Below are 15,651 nucleotides of genomic sequence, written 5' to 3'. Positions count from 1 at the left end.
CCCCCCAGAAAACCACCGAAGCGAGTTACCAGTGGAGCAGAGATGAATCACTACTGCCACACGCCCGAAGGTCTTACAGGCGCTAGTCCTTGAGCGACTGCGCAAGCGCCGATAGCGGCTTTTTCATCTGGCGCAACGCCCAATGGGAACTGCTTTCGACGTCATAGACCGGCAGCGCTGCAACCGCCTCGCCCTGCCGCGCCAGCCGCGGGAAAAGGCTCAAGGCATTCCCCCGTTGAAGCTGACCCCGCCCGGTTGAGGTGAGCAGGTCTGTGGTCTGGATGAACTGGAAATCTCTTTCCCCAACATGGGGCAGATAGGGCCAGTCGGAGCCGTACAGAAGACGAGACGGTTCAACAAGTTCATTGAGCGTTGCAAGAACGCTGGGCGAGGCACACAACGCCGTATCGAAGTAGAAGCGCCGGAGATAGTGCAGTACCCCTTGGGGAGCAGCATCATCGAACTCGGGAAGTGCGTTTGCCAAAGAGATTCGCCAGGCAACGTAAGGCAGGCACCCTCCCCCCTCCGCGAGAATCCAGGAGATATTCGGGTATCGCTCCATGGTGCCGCTGAGGATCAGGTTGACGGCCGCGCGGGTGGTGTCGCAGGCAAACTCCACCAGGTAGCCGGGCGTCCCGAGAGCGAGTGACTGGCTTGTGGCGTGCATATTGGGATGCACAAATACCTTCGCCTGGCGCTTGTCGAGCTCCGCCATCAGCTCTTCGAATCGGGGCTCTCCTAGGAAGTGCTGCCCATCACTGGCAAGCAGTTGGACGCCATCCGCGCCGAGTTGATCCAGGGCATGGATGGCCTCCGCACAGGCACTCCCCGGCTCCCGTTGCGGAATGGCTGCGAAACTGCCGAAACGCCCGGGTTCGGACGCCTTCGCCCTGGCCATGAACTCATTGCAGCGCCTGGCCAGCAAGGACGCCTCCCTGGGTTCGTCAAAGCAAACGGCGGGCGCCGGCAGGGACAGGATTGCCGAGGAGATTTCCTGGTCGTCCATGTGCGCCAATGCAGACTGAGCGCTCCAGGTGGGCAACGACTCACCTGCGAAAACATTCAGCCCGCGACGCGTCAACTCGGCTGCGTAGAAGTCCGGGATCACGTGCTGATGGACATCGACCACACCTTCACTGCGACGGGACTCCGAACCCTTGTCGACTGGAGGTGGAGCTTCCGATGGCAAACCAGATGCGCCTGTGGCGGCGATGCTGTCTGTGGCGGAAAGGATAGAGGCGCCCAGAACAACCCCGGACGCCGCGACAAACTCACGACGTTTCATGACACCCTCTTATTGTTCTTCTGCGTAATGTGGGCTGATCAGCGATTGCGAATGCGCTCCGCGAACGCCGCCACCGGTTTTGTCATCCGCCGCCGCATGCGATTGGAGAAGGTCTCGCCTTCATAAATCGGCGCAGGAGTTACCTGCTCATTGGCCAACCGGTACTGTGGGAACAGGCTCAACGCGTGGCCACGGTTGATTCCGTATTGCTGCTCCTCATTCCACGGGCTGTTCTCTGCCAGTGTCTGGCACACCAGCGTCGTGACAGGAGCAGGAGCAAACGGGAAGTCGCTGCCAAACAGAATGTGCGATGGCTCCACGAGCTCCTTCAGGGCAACCATCGAGTAGCGGGATGGCGAAAGCGCCGTATCGAAGTAGAAGCGCTTTACGTAGGTAAGGACGCCCTGCGGCGCCTTCTCCTGGAATTCGGGAAGGGCATTCGCCAACGAGATGCGCCACGCTACGTAAGGCAGGAAGCCACCGGCATGAGAGAGAATCCAGCGGATGCGCGGATATCGCTCCATTGTCCCGGTCAGAATCAGATTTACCGAGGCGCGCGTGGTATCGCAGAGAAATTCCAGCAGGAAACCGGGGGTCTGAAGGCCGATCTCATCGCTGGTCTTGTGGATGTTCGGGTGGACAAAAACTATGGCCTGGCGACGATCGAGCTCTGCCATCAGTTCTTCAAATCGCGGGTCACCCAGGAAGTGGCCGTCGGTGCTGCCCAGCAGCACCACGCCATTAGCCTTCAGCTCGTCGAGCGCGCGAATGGCCTCCTTGCACGCCGCTTCGGTAAAAGGCGTGGGGAGCACTGCAAAATTGCCGAACCGGCCCGGGTAATCATGCGCCATCTGAGCCGCGAAATCGTTACAGCGCCTGGCCAGGTCAGTCGCTTGCTCGACCCCTCCGCCGAAATGCACGCCGGGAGCGGACAGTGAGGTGATCGCAGTTTGAATGCCGTTGAGATCCATGACTTCTATGGATTTCTCGGGAGACCATTTCGGCAGCGGAGCACCGGCCACCTTGGTCAGCCCCATCTTGTCCATGGTGGCCACAAAAGCCGGCGGGATGATGTGGTGGTGGACGTCTATGCGCCCTTGCTGAATGGACATGTGGATCCTCTTGCGGGAATTTGGGTTAGCGGAGCGGGAGGCTCCTGCACGGCAGGCAGTGAGAACACAACCATATCGATATGAACACCACTGTTCACAGAGTGTCAATATCGATCATCGAGCGCATAATGGCCCATAAGCATGGCGAAGCTTCAAAAAATCCCTTGACTCCCCGTGAACACAATTGTTCACTCGTGACCAGAAAAGACAGGATTCCACTATGAGTTCGATCGAAAAACGCATCCATGAAGCGGCCATTCGCATCTTCGCCGAACGCCGCATGGACGATATCAATGTGAGCGAGCTGGCCCAGACAGCCGGGGTAGCGCGCGGCACGATCTACAAGAAACTCGAGTCGATCGACACGCTGCTCGAGGATGTCGCGAGCCAGCTGGCAGCAGAGATGAACGAACGCGTCGGGCAGAGTGCTGCACCCGATCTGGATCCCGCGCAGCGTCTGGCCAATGGCATTCGTTTCTACATTCGTCGCGCTCACGAAGAGCCCCATTGGGGAGCGTTCCTGGTGCGCTACTCGGCGACCAGCGTCTCGCTGCAGAAAATGTGGGACGGCCCTCCCGTTCGTGACGTTCTCGATGGCTTGGCCAAACACCGCTACAGCTTCCGTCCGGAACAGATGATCTCGGTCATCGGCATGATTGCCGGCTCGGTGTTGATTGCCATCACGCTGGTTCTTGAAGGTCACAAGACCTGGAGAGACGTCAGTGCCGATACGGCCGAACTGGTGCTGCGCGCCTTGGGCGTCAAGGCTGAACAGGCGCGCGCCTTTGCCAACACGCCACTACCGGCCTTGCCCAGCATCGACTGAAACCCGCAGAACGTCCCACTGCCTGAACGGCGCGCGATTGCGCGCCGCGGGGACGCTTATTGCCAAAAAAAGGAGAGAACAACAATGAAAGACCTCCTTCACCCCCTCCCCCTCCGGGCGCTTTCCTGCCGAGCGCCGAGCCCCTGACAGTCGCGGCGTCACGCCGCTAACACCACCGATCGATCCCGCTGTGCCCCGTCAAGGGCGCAGGGGCAGCGTGCACCCCCTGGAAAGTCGAAAACAACAAAAAGAGGCTTTGACATGAAACGGGCAAGTCCCTCGCTCTTCCGACCCTTGCGCATTACCGCTGCACTCAGCCTGTACGCCCTGTACATCCCGGCCACTCATGCGGTGACCTTCAATATTGGAGAGATCGAGGGGCAGTTCGACTCCTCACTGTCCATAGGCTCATCCTGGTCAACTCAGAACCCCAAGGCCAAGTTGCTGCACAGCCGCAGCGTTGATGACGGGAAGCTCAATTTCCGCGAGGGCGACAGCATCTCGAGGGTCTTCAAAGGCATCCACGACCTTGAGCTGAAGTATGCGGACAGCGGCGTGTTTGTCCGCGGCAAGTACTGGTATGACTTCGTCCTCAAGGATGAAGACCTGCGCTACAAAAACATCAGCGACAGCGGGCGCGAGGAGGCAGCGAAATCCGCTGGCGCGGAGTTCCTCGACGCGTTCGTCTACCACAACTACGAGATTCACGAACTGCCCGGCGTAGTGAAGCTCGGCAAGCAAGTCGTGAACTGGGGGGAAAGCACCTTCATCCAGGGCGGCATCAACGCCATCAACCCGGTAGACGTCTCTTCCTTCCGCCGCCCCGGCTCCGAGATCAAGGAAGGCCTGGTGCCGGTCAACATGTTTTATCTTTCTCAAAGCCTGAGCGAGAGCTTCTCCACGGAGATGTTCTACCAGTTCGGATGGGACAAGACCGTCATCGATAACTGCGGGACCTTCTTCTCCGGTAACGATGTCGTTGCCGATGGCTGTGGTGGCTTGCCCGTAGGGCCGGTGATCTACCAGAACCCGCTTGCCCAGCAGGCGCTGTCTCCGTTCGGAATCAAGTTGACCAGCGAAGGGATCGAGATTCCGCGGGCGCATGACAACGACCCGCGTGATAGCGGCCAATGGGGTATGGCGTTGCGCTGGTTCGCCCCGCAGTGGGACAGCGAATTCGGCGCCTACTTCATGAACTATCACAGCCGCATGCCTTACATCAGCGCTGTGACCAGCCCGCATGCCGCGGATATGGGTTTCGCCCCGGAACTCTGCGGAAACCTGGGCGTTCCAGCTGCAGCCTGCTCGGCAGTGCTGGGGTCGGCGGCTGGCCAGAGCCTGGCGCAGGCCTACCGGCTCGGAACCTCAAAGTACTACGTCGACTACCCCGAAGATGTCCGCCTGTACGGCTTGAGCTTCAGCACCAGCCTGCCCACCGGGACCACGCTCGCCGGAGAGGTCAGCTATCGCCCCAACATGCCGCTGCAGATCAATCCGTACGACCTGATCACAGCAGGAACGGGGATCACAGCGCTCTCGCCACTGCTGTCCTCAGGTGCAGTCGACCTTCAGAACTCAGCCGCCATCGCTGGCTATCGGCGCAAAGAGGTTACCCAGGCCCAGGTCACTGCCACGCATTTCTTTGACCAGGTCATGGGGGCCGATCGCCTGACTCTGATCGGCGAAGTCGGATACGTGCACGTTGGCGGACTCGAAGGTAGAGGTGGCCTGCGATATGGCCGCAGCACGGCCTATGGCGGTGGCGCGATCTATCCGGATAACAGCGTGTGCACCTCCACCAGCGCAACGCCGGAGTACTGCAGCAACGATGGATTCACCACGTCGGATGCGTGGGGATACCGCGCGCGCGCCATCTGGGAGTACTCCAACGTCATCCAGGGGCTGGAGCTCAAACCGAACCTGGCCTGGTCGCACGACGTAGACGGATACGGCCCCGAACCAGGATTCAACCAGGGCTCCAAGGCCGCCAGCGTCGGACTCGATGCCACCTACCTCAACACCTATAACGCGAGCCTTTCGTACACCAACTTCTTTGGCGGTGATTACAACGTCAACGTCGACAGAGACTTCGTCGCGCTCAGCGTCGGCGTTTCCTTCTAACGGAGAACAACAATGAAAAATTCCTCCTTGCGTATCGCGCTGCTCGGCGCAGCCTTGACTGTCCCGCTGCATGCCTTCGCTGCGGTCTCTGAAGTGGAAGCCCAGAAGCTCGGCACCAGCCTGACGCCCATGGGAGCAGAGAAAGCGGGCAACGCCGACGCAAGCATTCCGCCGTGGACTGGCGGGCTGCCGACCAATGCGGGGCAACGTGGCGCCGATGGCCGCCTCGGCAACCCCTTTGCCGGCGAGAAGCCGCTTTTCACCATCACGGCGCAGAACCTGGCGCAGTACGCCGCCAATCTCTCCAGCGGGCAGCAGGCAATGTTCAAGCGCTACCCGGATTACCGCATGAACGTCTATCCGAGCCATCGTTCAGCGACCTATCCCGAAGCGGTCTTCAAGGCTGTGGCGGCCAACGCCCGCAAGGCAAGCCTGGTAGGCGGCGGTAACGGTCTGCAGGATTTCCAGACCGCAATCCCCTTCCCTATTCCACAGAGTGGCATCGAGGTTCTCTGGAACCACATCACCCGGTACCGCGGAGGCAGTGCGCAGCGCAACCATGTGCAGGCTGTCCCCACCTCCAACGGCACCTTCACTTCGGTTTACTTCAAGCAGCAATTCACCTATCGGGATCAGCTCAGTGACTTCGACCCGGGCAAGGAGAGCAACGTACTCTTCTACTACAAGCAACTGGTAACCGCGCCTGCCCGCCTGGCCGGCGACGTTGTGCTCGTTCACGAGACGCTGGATCAGGTGAAAGAGCCTCGCATGGCATGGATCTATAACGCCGGGCAGCGTCGCGTCCGCCGTGCCCCGCAGATCGCCTATGACGGTCCCTACCCCGCCTCCGATGGGCAGCGCGTCGCAGACAACCTCGACATGTTCAACGGCGCCCCGGATCGCTACGAGTGGAAGCTGCTTGGCAAGCGCGAGCTCTACATTCCCTACAACAATTTCGAACTGGAATCGCCGGCGCACAAATACGCCGAAATCCTTCAACCCGGCCACATGAACCAGGACCTGGTTCGCTATGAAAAGCACAGGGTCTGGGCCTTGGAGGCATCGCTCAAGCCTGGCGAACGGCACATCTATGCCAAGCGCGTCCTGTTCATTGATGAAGACACCTGGCAGGCGATGGTCGCCGAGCATTACGACGGTCGTGGCACCCTCTGGCGAGTTGGCGAAAGCTTCATGACGCCGCTGTATGACAGGCAGATTCCCTGGCTGGGCGTCGAGGCGCTCTACGACCTGATCAACGGACGCTACCTCGTCTCCGGCATGACCAACGAAGAGAAATCTGCGGTGGAGTTCGGATTCAAGGCCAGCGGGGCCGACTACACCCCCACCGCCCTGCGCAACGCTGGCGTCCGCTAACCCTCCCTTTCGCTCTGAACACCCGGCGCGTGGCATTAATTCGCCCTCCATGTGAACACCACTGTTCACATGGAGACAATAATGACTTAAAGTAGCTCCATGCTTCGCACGCGCCGCCAGGCCCCATAACAACAGGAGCAACGCAGTGAACATGAAAGAAACCATTTCCGAGCTGCAGACCCGCAGTGTCGTGGTCGGCAAGCGTCAGATCTTCGTCGCGGAGAAGGGCACCGGGCATCCGCTGCTCATGCTTCACGGTGGCGGCCCGGGTGCCTCCGGCCTCTCCAACTACTCGCGCAACATCGACGCACTGGCCGAGCAATTCCGCGTGCTGGTCGTGGATATGCCCGGATACGGCAAGTCGTCCAAGGGCGTGAACCGTGACGATCCGTTTGGCGACCTTGCCAGCTCCATGCTTGCTCTGCTGGACGTGCTTGGCATCAAGAGCGCGCACGTCATCGGCAACTCGCTGGGCGGCGCCTGTGGCCTGCGGATGGCTCTGGAGGCACCTGGCCGAGTATCGGGGCTGATTCTCATGGGGCCTGGTGGTATCAACACCACGCGAGGCCTCCCTACTCCCGGGCTCAAGCTGTTGCTGGACTATTACAACGGCGATGGTCCATCCCTGGAAAAGCTCACGCACTTCATCCGTGACTATCTGGTTTACGACGGCAGCCAGGTATCGGACGCCATGATCGAGGAGCGCTATCGCTCAAGCATCGATCCGGAAGTCGTGAAACAACCTCCGCTGCGGCGCCCACCAAGCCTCGGTGCGGCGATCCGCATGGACTTCACTCGCGATCATCGCCTGAAGCTCTGCCAGGTCCCCACCCTGGTTCTCTGGGGAACGGAAGACCTGGTGAACCGCCCGAGCGGTGGCACCACCCTCCTCAAGCGCATGCCCAACTGCGATTTGTACCTGTTCGCCAAGACCGGCCACTGGGTGCAATGGGAGCGTGCCGAGCAGTTCAACGCCATCAGCGCCTCCTTCCTGGCGGTAAATACGCCCAAGTCCTGAGGAGGATATCGATATGGCTCGGGACATCTTCGGCGCCAGTAGCATGGGATACGCGGTTATCGAATCCGAACGGATGGATCGCTGGCGTGCGTTGCTCAAGGCTGGCATCGGCTTGCACGAAGCGCAGGCCGACTCGGAGGTATTGGCCTACCGCATGGATGAACACCAGCGGCGGATCATTGTTAAGCGCGGCGCAACCGAGGACCTGGTTGCTGTTGGTTGGCAGCTGCGTGACCGGAGCACCCTGGATGAGGTGCTTCAACGGCTGAAGAAGCTTGGGATCGTGGCAACCAAAGGGTCGCCACACCAGGCCGCCGAGCGGGGTGTCCGTGAGTTCTGGAGGGTCATCGGGCCGAAACGGCTCGCGATCGAGCTATTTACCGAGCCACTCACTGACGACCGCCCTCTCGAGATGCTCAGCCCCGGATTCATAACCGGGGAAATGGGCATGGGACACCTGGCCATTACCTCGCGCAAGCCCGAGCAGATGCGCCGCTTCTGGCAGGAGGTGTTCGATGCACGGCATAGCGATCACATCGTTGAGCGCATTGCCGGCGTCACGCTGGACATTGATTTCTTCCGAGTCAATCCGCGTCATCACTCGATTGCGATCGCTGTCGTCAAAGACCTGCCCATGGATCCGATTCGCACTCGAATCCAGCACATGAACCTGCTGACGACATCTGTCAGCGGGCTCACCGATGCCTTCCTTCGCTGCCGCAAGCTGGGCTTCGAAATGGCCCATGAGATCGGCGAGCACCCCAATGATCGCGAGCAGTCCTTCTACGTCATGACCCCGTCGGGCTTCGAGATGGAGCTCGGCTGGAATGCCCTGGAAGTCGTTGAAGAAACCTGGCTCACGACGTCCTACCAAGGCATCAGCCTGTGGGGACACAAGCCTGAAAAGCAAACCCGCTGGAAAAAGCTGACGACCAACCTGGGCAACTTCGGCCGCGGCATCCGCTCGCTTTTCAACACTGAATTTTCACCGCTCTAGGGAGACACGCTGGAGATGGACAATAACAACAAGCTGCACAGCGAAACCGTTGATGTCGTGATTTCGGGCCTGGGTCCAACCGGTGCCACTCTGGCGCACCTGCTAGGGAAGCGCGGCCTGTCGGTCATCGTGCTGGAGCGCGAGCCCACCTTCTACGGGAACGCTCGTGCCGTATACACCGACGATGAATGCATGCGAATCATGCAGTCCGCCGGCGTCGCCGACGAACTTGCGGCCGACATGCAGATCGACACGCCGGCACAGTGGACCTTCGCAGACGGCCGCGTGCTGGGCCAGTACTGGCAACTGAAACGTCCGTTCGGCTGGCCGGTGATCAACTTCCTCTACCAACCCTGGCTGGAAACCCGCCTGACGGAACTGCTCCAGCGCTACCCCAACGTCCAGATTCGTCGGGGGCGCGAGCTCACCGCCTTCGAGCAGAACAGCGATTGGGTGACCATTACTCACCAGGCGACCCGCACCTTCCGCTTCAGCGAAAGCAGCGACGCGCGTAGCGAGCACGATATCGACCTGGATCCTCAGGCAATTCGCGCCCGTTACCTGGTCGGCGCGGACGGTGGCCGGAGCACCGTCCGCGAATCGCTCGGTATCAAGATGGACGGCAAGAACTTCCCGGAACCGTGGCTGGTGGTTGACCTGGAGTTGAAGGATGGCGAGGAAGCGCTGCGCCACATCCCCTACTTCAACTTCGTCTGTGATCCGGTTTGCCCGACCGTCAGTTGTCCGCAGCCGGGCCGGTTCCACCGCTTCGAGTTCATGCTCATGCCCGGTCAGACCAAGGAGTACATGGAGGACCCGGCGACCGTCCGCAAACTGATCAGTCGACACGTTGACCCGGACAAGTTCGAAATCAAACGTCGCCTCGTTTATACCTTCAATGCCCTGGTCGCACAGGAGTGGCGCCGAGGGCGAGTGCTGCTCGCGGGAGACGCGGCGCACATGACCCCGCAGTTCATGGGGCAAGGCATGAGCTCTGGCGTTCGAGACGCTTACAACCTGGCCTGGAAGCTCGATTCGGTCCTCAGAGGCAGAGCGGCAGAAGCGCTTCTGGATACCTATGGGCGGGAGCGCTACCACCATGCCAAAGCGATGATCGACATCTCGGTTGTGATGAAGGACTTCGTGTCGATGGCCCACCCGCTGAAGGCCACGCTGAGAAACTTTACGGCCAGGACGCTCCAGGCCACACCGATCATTGGCAAGTGGATCCGCGAAGGCGGATTCAAGCCGACGCCGACCTACAAGAGCGATACCTACCTGGGGATTGCGCGCCGTAATCGTCGATCCGTCGAAGGCAAGATGATCCCCCAGCCTCATGTCCGAACCTTCAAGGGCAAGAGAGTGCTGCTCGACAGCCTCCTGGGCGACGACTTTGCGCTGATTGGCCTTGGCGTGAACCCCCAGGACTTCCTCAACGGACAGTCCCGCGCGGTGCTCGCGGCACAGGGGGTCAACTACCTGAGCCTGTTCCCCTTCGGTGGCCGGCCTCAGGGCAAGGACATTCAATGCCGCACTCCCGCCGGCCTGGTTGAAGTCGAGGAAGTCGGCGAGGAAATGCTCAAGTGGTTCAAGCGCTCCGGCGCGAAACACAATGCGGTCGCCATCATCCGGCCGGACAAGTTCGCCTTTGCCGTCGTCTCGGGCGACAAGCTGAATGCCGCCATCGAAGAACTCAGTCGCCAGATCGGCTGGTCTGCCGCGCTTATCGGCTCCACCACCGAACCACGACCCATGAGGAAGTCCGCATGAGCCTGACCTCCGAAACGCTCGAACGGCTTGCCGCCGACCTGCGCCATGCAGAGCAGCAGGGAGAAGCCCTTGCACCGCTGCGAACCGAACTGGGCCTGGACAATGGTGACGCGGCATACGCCATCCAGCGCATCAACGTGGAGCACTGGCAAAGCACCGGCCGCCGCATCGTGGGGCGGAAAATCGGCCTGACCAACCCCAAGGTGCAAGCCCAGTTGGGTGTGGATCAGCCTGACTTTGGAACCCTGTTTGCCGACATGTGCTACGGCGAACAACAGGGGGTCGCAATCGAGCGAGTCATGCAACCGAAGATCGAGGCAGAGATCGCTCTGGTGCTGGGGCACGACCTGCCACAGGCAGATACCACGTTCGATGAGCTCTGCGCCGCAGTGCAATGGGTACTTCCTGCTCTGGAGATCGTCGGCAGCCGCATTCGCAACTGGGACATTCGCTACGTCGACACGGTCGCTGACAACGCCTCCTGTGGCGCCTATGTGCTGGGCGGGCCGCTTCGACGGCTGGAGGGGCTGGACCTGCTCGACTGTCAGATGCGGATGACGCTGAACGGCCAGGAAGTCTCAAGCGGCCGTGGCCGCGAGTGCCTTGGCCACCCGCTCAATGCTGCGGTCTGGTTAGCCCGCAAGATGGCTTCGCTGGGGACGCCGCTGCTGGCGGGGGATCTGATTCTGACCGGCGCTCTCGGCCCCATGGTGCCCGTCAAGGTCGGGGACCGCTTTACCGCCACCATCGAGGGAGTCGGCAGCGTCTCGACACACTTCTTCAGTTCGACGCCCGACGGCGTATTTCTTCCCACTTGAGAGCAGACCATGGCCACTAAACGCAAAGCCGCGATTATCGGCTCAGGCAACATCGGCACCGATCTGATGATCAAGATCCTGCGCAATGCGCAGCACCTGGAAATGGCCGCCATGGTCGGTATCGACCAGGCTTCTGACGGATTGGCACGCGCAGCACGACTGGGCGTCGCAACCACCCACGCAGGCGTAGAAGGACTGATCCACCTGCCGATCTTCAAGGAGATCGACTTCGTCTTCGATGCCACCTCCGCCGGCGCCCACGTGAAGAACGATGCATTCCTTCGGGGCCACAAGCCCGATCTTCGCGTGATCGACCTGACCCCGGCCGCAATCGGTCCCTACTGCGTGCCGGTGGTCAATCTGGAGCAACACCTCAAGGCTCTGAACGTGAACATGGTGACCTGCGGTGGCCAAGCGACCATCCCGATGGTTGCCGCGGTATCGCGCGTGGCGAAGGTGCACTACGCCGAGATCGTCGCCTCCATCGCTTCGAAGTCCGCAGGCCCCGGCACCCGCGCCAACATCGACGAATTCACCGAGACCACCAGCAAGGCCATCGAAGTCATCGGCGGCGCTGCCAGGGGCAAGGCGATCATCATCATGAACCCGGCCGAACCGCCGCTGATCATGCGCGACACCGTGTATGTGCTCAGCGAGGCGGTTGACCAGGCAAAGGTCGAGGCGAGCATCGAAGAGATGGCGGCGGCGGTGCAGGCCTACGTGCCGGGTTACCGCCTCAAGCAGAAGGTGCAGTTCGACGTCATTCCCGAGTCCGCGCCGCTGCACATCCCCGGCCACGGCAAGTTCTCCGGCCTGAAGACTTCGGTGTTCCTCGAAGTCGAAGGCGCTGCCCATTACCTCCCGGCCTATGCCGGCAACCTCGACATCATGACCTCCGCCGCGCTGGCCACCGCCGAGCGCATGGCCCAGGCGCTGGGAGCTTCGGCATGAGCAAGAAACTCTATATCTCCGATGTAACCCTGCGCGATGGCATGCACGCGATCCGTCACCAGTATTCGCTGGACGATGTTCGCGCGATTGCCGCCGCCCTCGACAAGGCCAAGGTAGACGCCATCGAAGTGGCCCACGGCGATGGCCTGCAGGGCTCCTCGTTCAACTACGGCTTCGGTGCTCACACCGATCTGGAATGGATTGAAGCGGCAGCGGATGTGGTCAACCACGCCAAGATCGCCACGCTGCTACTGCCAGGGATTGGCACCCTTCACGACCTGAAGGCGGCCTACAACGCCGGTGCCCGAGTGGTCCGCGTAGCGACTCACTGCACCGAGGCCGATGTCTCCAGGCAGCACATCGGGTACGCCCGCGAGCTCGGCATGGACACCGTGGGCTTCCTGATGATGAGCCACATGCAGACCCCCGAAGGTCTGGCGGGTCAGGCCAAGCTGATGGAAAGCTACGGCGCTACCTGTATCTACGTCGTCGACTCCGGCGGCGCGATGAACATGGACGACATCCGTGCGCGCTTCCGAGCGGTGAAGGCCGTACTCAAACCGGAAACCGAGACCGGCATCCACGCCCACCACAACCTCAGCCTCGGCGTGGCCAACTCCATCGCTGCCGTCGAGGAAGGCTGTGATCGCATCGATGCCAGCCTGGCTGGCATGGGCGCCGGGGCGGGCAATGCACCGCTGGAGGTGTTCATCGCTGCTGCGGACAAGCTGGGCTGGAATCACGGCACGGATCTCTATGCGCTGATGGATGCGGCCGATGACCTGGTGCGTCCGCTGCAGGATCGGCCGGTGCGCGTGGATCGCGAGACCCTCGCCCTGGGCTACGCCGGGGTCTACTCCAGCTTCCTGCGCCATGCCGAAGTGGCCTCGGCCAAGTACGGCATCAAGGCCGTGGACATCCTCGTCGAGCTGGGCAAGCGCCGCATGGTCGGCGGCCAGGAAGACATGATCGTCGACGTCGCGCTGGACCTGCTCAAGCGCCATTAACCCGCGCAAACGGAATACCAGAGCAATGGTGCAGCGTTCTGCGCCCAACCTTCATCGTGACGAGGCTGCCATGCAATCAGTGTCTCCGGCCACAAGGGTCGCGTTGGTAACAGGTGCCAATACTGGCATCGGAAAAGCGACCGCCAGTGCCTTGGCGAAGAACGGTTACCAGGTTTTCCTGGCGTGCCGCTCCAGGGAGCGAACCGAACCGGTGCTACGGGAAATCGAGGCTGCTTGCGCCGGGCGGGCCCAGGTTGAGTTCCTGGAGTTGGACCTTGCTGATCTGGCGTCGGTACGACGCTGCGCCCAGTCATTCCTGGAGCGAAATCTGCCGCTGCATCTGCTCGTCGCAAACGCAGGCCTGGCCGGCCAGAAAGGGCAGACTCGAGACGGCTTCGAACTGGCTTTCGGCACCTGCCACATGGGCCATTTCCTGCTGACCAGGTTGCTGTTGCCACGCCTGCAGGAGTCGGCACCGGCACGGGTCGTAGTCGTCTCCAGCAAAGCTCACCGACATGTGAAATCCATCGACTTCGAAGCAGTCCGCAGGCCAACCGCTTCCAGCAATGGGCTGAGGGAGTATGGGGTCGCCAAGCTGGCCAACCTGCTGTTTGCAAGAGAACTCGGCAAACGCCTGGAAGGGACTGGTGTGACGACTTACTCATTGCATCCAGGCGTGGTTGGCACCGACGTATGGCGCACCCTGCCCCGCCCCTTGCAGTGGTTGTTGAAGCGAGTGTTCAAGTCGCCCGAAGAGGGGGCAAAAACCAGCCTGTACTGCGCGACGTCATTCGAAGCCTCCACTCAATCGGGGCTGTACTACGAAAACTGCCGAACCCAGTCCCCTTCCCCGCTTGCTCAAAACGACTCGCTATCCCGGGCGCTATGGGATTTCAGCGAGCAACAACTCGCGATCTAGCCAAGTCGGCGCCAGCCCGGCGCCGCTCGACAACTACGTGCCCCGTGCCTGCTGCGCGAATGAACAGGACAGTTGCCCGCGCAGCCAGATTACAAGAACAAGGTTTATCGATGAAATTGCTTCAGTTGTCGGCGCCTGCGCGCCATATGCCCTCCTGTGCCCTTCTCACCATTCGCCGTCTCATTGCCTGCTCGCTCGGGCTGTCAACCTCGGCTCTTGCCAATGGCGTCTATCTCAACGAACAAAGTGCGAGCGCCGCAGGCACTGCCTACGCGGGGCGCTCGTCCTCTGCGCTGGATGCCAGCACCCTTTACAGCAATCCGGCCGGGCTGAGCAAAATCTCCCGGACCGAGATAAGCGGTGGCTTCGCGCTGGTAGAGGCCAATGTCGATATCAACGATGCCCATGGCGCCGCGAATGGCACCAACAAGGGAGATTCGGTGCCTTCGGCTGCCATACCGTTTGGCTTTTTCTCCACCCCGGTGAATGACAGGTTCACTGCAGGCATCGGTCTCTATGTCCCGGCAGGCCTGACCAACGACTATGAGGACAGTTTCCAGGGTCGCTACTTCGGCTCCTACAGTGCGGCCAAGGTCATCACGCTACAGCCAACCCTTGCACTGCGGATCAACGATCGCATTTCGATTGGCGCGGGCCCTACCTTCAACCGCATCGATGGAAAGCTGCAGAACTACCTGGCCACCGGAGCGCTGAACAACGGCACCGACACGCGGATTTCAGTGTCCGGCGACGACACTGCCATCGGCTACAACATTGGCATTCTGGCGGATATCACTGATAACACCACCTGGGGACTGACCTATCACTCGAAGGTGGATTACCACCTTGAAGGCACCACGAAAGTCACCGACGCCCCCGCCTTTCTTGGGGTCAACGGCAAGTACGATGGGCGTCTGGATATCACGCTCCCCGAAACAATCGACACCTCCATTACTCACCACTTCGATGATCGCTGGACGGGCTATCTCGGCACCGTCTGGAGTCGCTGGGAGCGTCTGGAGAAAATCGAGGTCAATAACAGCGGCGTACCGTCCTCCGCAGTGGGCTCGCGGCTTGCGCAGATCACCGAACCGCTGAATTGGCACAACACCTGGTCGTTCGCCGTGGGCGGTGCCTTCCAGATGTCACCTGAGGTGACGCTGCGTGCCGGCTTTGCGTACGACCCTTCCCCGACCGATAACCAGAACAGGAACGTGCGGATCCCCACCGGAAATCGGAAGAGCATCGCCTTGGGCATGGGCTATAGCCCCTCGGCAGACTTCACCGTGGACCTGGCCTACGGCTATATCCGGGAGTCGAAGGCATCGGTTTCCCAATCGGATGAGAGCGCTCTGAAGCCTTCGTACAGCGCGAGCTACAAAAACTCCGGGCAGGGCCTGGTTACCCAGTTCACTTATCGGTACTGATTCAAGCTTTACCCGGCCTGACCGCT

At 60.9% G+C, this 15,651-nt stretch carries 13 protein-coding genes; 11 read left to right on the top strand and 2 right to left on the bottom strand.

Going from position 1 to position 15,651, the window contains the following annotated elements; genetic code table 11:
• Positions 1–82: 82 nt before the first annotated feature.
• Both L6D89_RS03845 and L6D89_RS03840 read right to left on the bottom strand, forming a co-directional pair.
• Positions 83–1,285, bottom strand: a complete 1,203-nt coding sequence (locus L6D89_RS03845) for an amidohydrolase family protein (RefSeq protein ID WP_236198797.1) — start codon at positions 1,283–1,285, stop codon at positions 83–85.
• A gap of 38 nt (positions 1,286–1,323) precedes the next feature.
• On the bottom strand, positions 1,324–2,397 hold the full coding sequence (locus L6D89_RS03840) for an amidohydrolase family protein (protein WP_236198796.1): 1,074 nt from the start codon (positions 2,395–2,397) through the stop codon (positions 1,324–1,326).
• A 220-nt stretch (positions 2,398–2,617) separates the two neighbouring features.
• On the opposite strand from L6D89_RS03840, the gene L6D89_RS03835 reads away from it, so the two are divergent.
• The 11 genes from L6D89_RS03835 (at position 2,618) to L6D89_RS03785 (ending at position 15,625) form a co-directional block, all read left to right on the top strand.
• The gene (locus tag L6D89_RS03835; RefSeq protein WP_236198795.1) at positions 2,618–3,223 is read left to right on the top strand and encodes a TetR/AcrR family transcriptional regulator; all 606 of its coding nucleotides are present in this window, start codon (positions 2,618–2,620) and stop codon (positions 3,221–3,223) included.
• A gap of 261 nt (positions 3,224–3,484) precedes the next feature.
• The gene (locus L6D89_RS03830) at positions 3,485–5,344 is read left to right on the top strand and encodes a DUF1302 domain-containing protein (protein ID WP_236198794.1); all 1,860 of its coding nucleotides are present in this window, start codon (positions 3,485–3,487) and stop codon (positions 5,342–5,344) included.
• Between the two features lie 12 nt (positions 5,345–5,356).
• Positions 5,357–6,718 carry a DUF1329 domain-containing protein gene (locus L6D89_RS03825; protein ID WP_236198793.1) on the top strand — a complete coding sequence of 454 codons (1,362 nt, stop codon included), beginning with the start codon at positions 5,357–5,359 and terminating at the stop codon, positions 6,716–6,718.
• A gap of 151 nt (positions 6,719–6,869) precedes the next feature.
• On the top strand, positions 6,870–7,736 hold the full coding sequence (locus L6D89_RS03820) for an alpha/beta fold hydrolase (protein ID WP_236198867.1): 867 nt from the start codon (positions 6,870–6,872) through the stop codon (positions 7,734–7,736).
• Between the two features lie 13 nt (positions 7,737–7,749).
• Complete coding sequence (locus L6D89_RS03815) at positions 7,750–8,733, top strand: VOC family protein (RefSeq protein ID WP_236198792.1); 984 nt, start codon at positions 7,750–7,752, stop codon at positions 8,731–8,733.
• Between the two features lie 15 nt (positions 8,734–8,748).
• Positions 8,749–10,503 (top strand): bifunctional 3-(3-hydroxy-phenyl)propionate/3-hydroxycinnamic acid hydroxylase MhpA, encoded by a 1,755-nt coding sequence (gene mhpA, locus L6D89_RS03810; protein ID WP_236170647.1) that lies wholly within the window; start codon positions 8,749–8,751, stop codon positions 10,501–10,503.
• Positions 10,500–11,321 (top strand): 2-keto-4-pentenoate hydratase, encoded by an 822-nt coding sequence (gene mhpD, locus L6D89_RS03805; protein WP_236198791.1) that lies wholly within the window; start codon positions 10,500–10,502, stop codon positions 11,319–11,321. The genes mhpA and mhpD overlap by 4 nt, the downstream gene beginning before the upstream one ends.
• Before the next feature lie 9 nt (positions 11,322–11,330).
• Positions 11,331–12,272: an acetaldehyde dehydrogenase (acetylating) gene (locus L6D89_RS03800; RefSeq protein ID WP_236198790.1), complete on the top strand. Its 942-nt coding sequence runs from the start codon at positions 11,331–11,333 to the stop codon at positions 12,270–12,272.
• Positions 12,269–13,279: a 4-hydroxy-2-oxovalerate aldolase gene (gene mhpE, locus L6D89_RS03795; RefSeq protein WP_236198789.1), complete on the top strand. Its 1,011-nt coding sequence runs from the start codon at positions 12,269–12,271 to the stop codon at positions 13,277–13,279. Before L6D89_RS03800 ends, mhpE begins: the two co-directional genes overlap by 4 nt.
• A gap of 25 nt (positions 13,280–13,304) precedes the next feature.
• Positions 13,305–14,198: an SDR family oxidoreductase gene (locus L6D89_RS03790; RefSeq protein WP_236198788.1), complete on the top strand. Its 894-nt coding sequence runs from the start codon at positions 13,305–13,307 to the stop codon at positions 14,196–14,198.
• 146 nt (positions 14,199–14,344) lie between these two features.
• Positions 14,345–15,625, top strand: coding sequence for an outer membrane protein transport protein (locus L6D89_RS03785; protein WP_236198866.1), 1,281 nt, complete (start codon positions 14,345–14,347; stop codon positions 15,623–15,625).
• The last annotated feature ends 26 nt before the right edge of the window (positions 15,626–15,651 follow it).

It is taken from the genome of Pseudomonas pseudonitroreducens (genome assembly GCF_021603645.1).
Lineage (GTDB): Bacteria > Pseudomonadota > Gammaproteobacteria > Pseudomonadales > Pseudomonadaceae > Pseudomonas > Pseudomonas pseudonitroreducens.
This window is presented reverse-complemented; position numbering and strand designations above follow the sequence as displayed.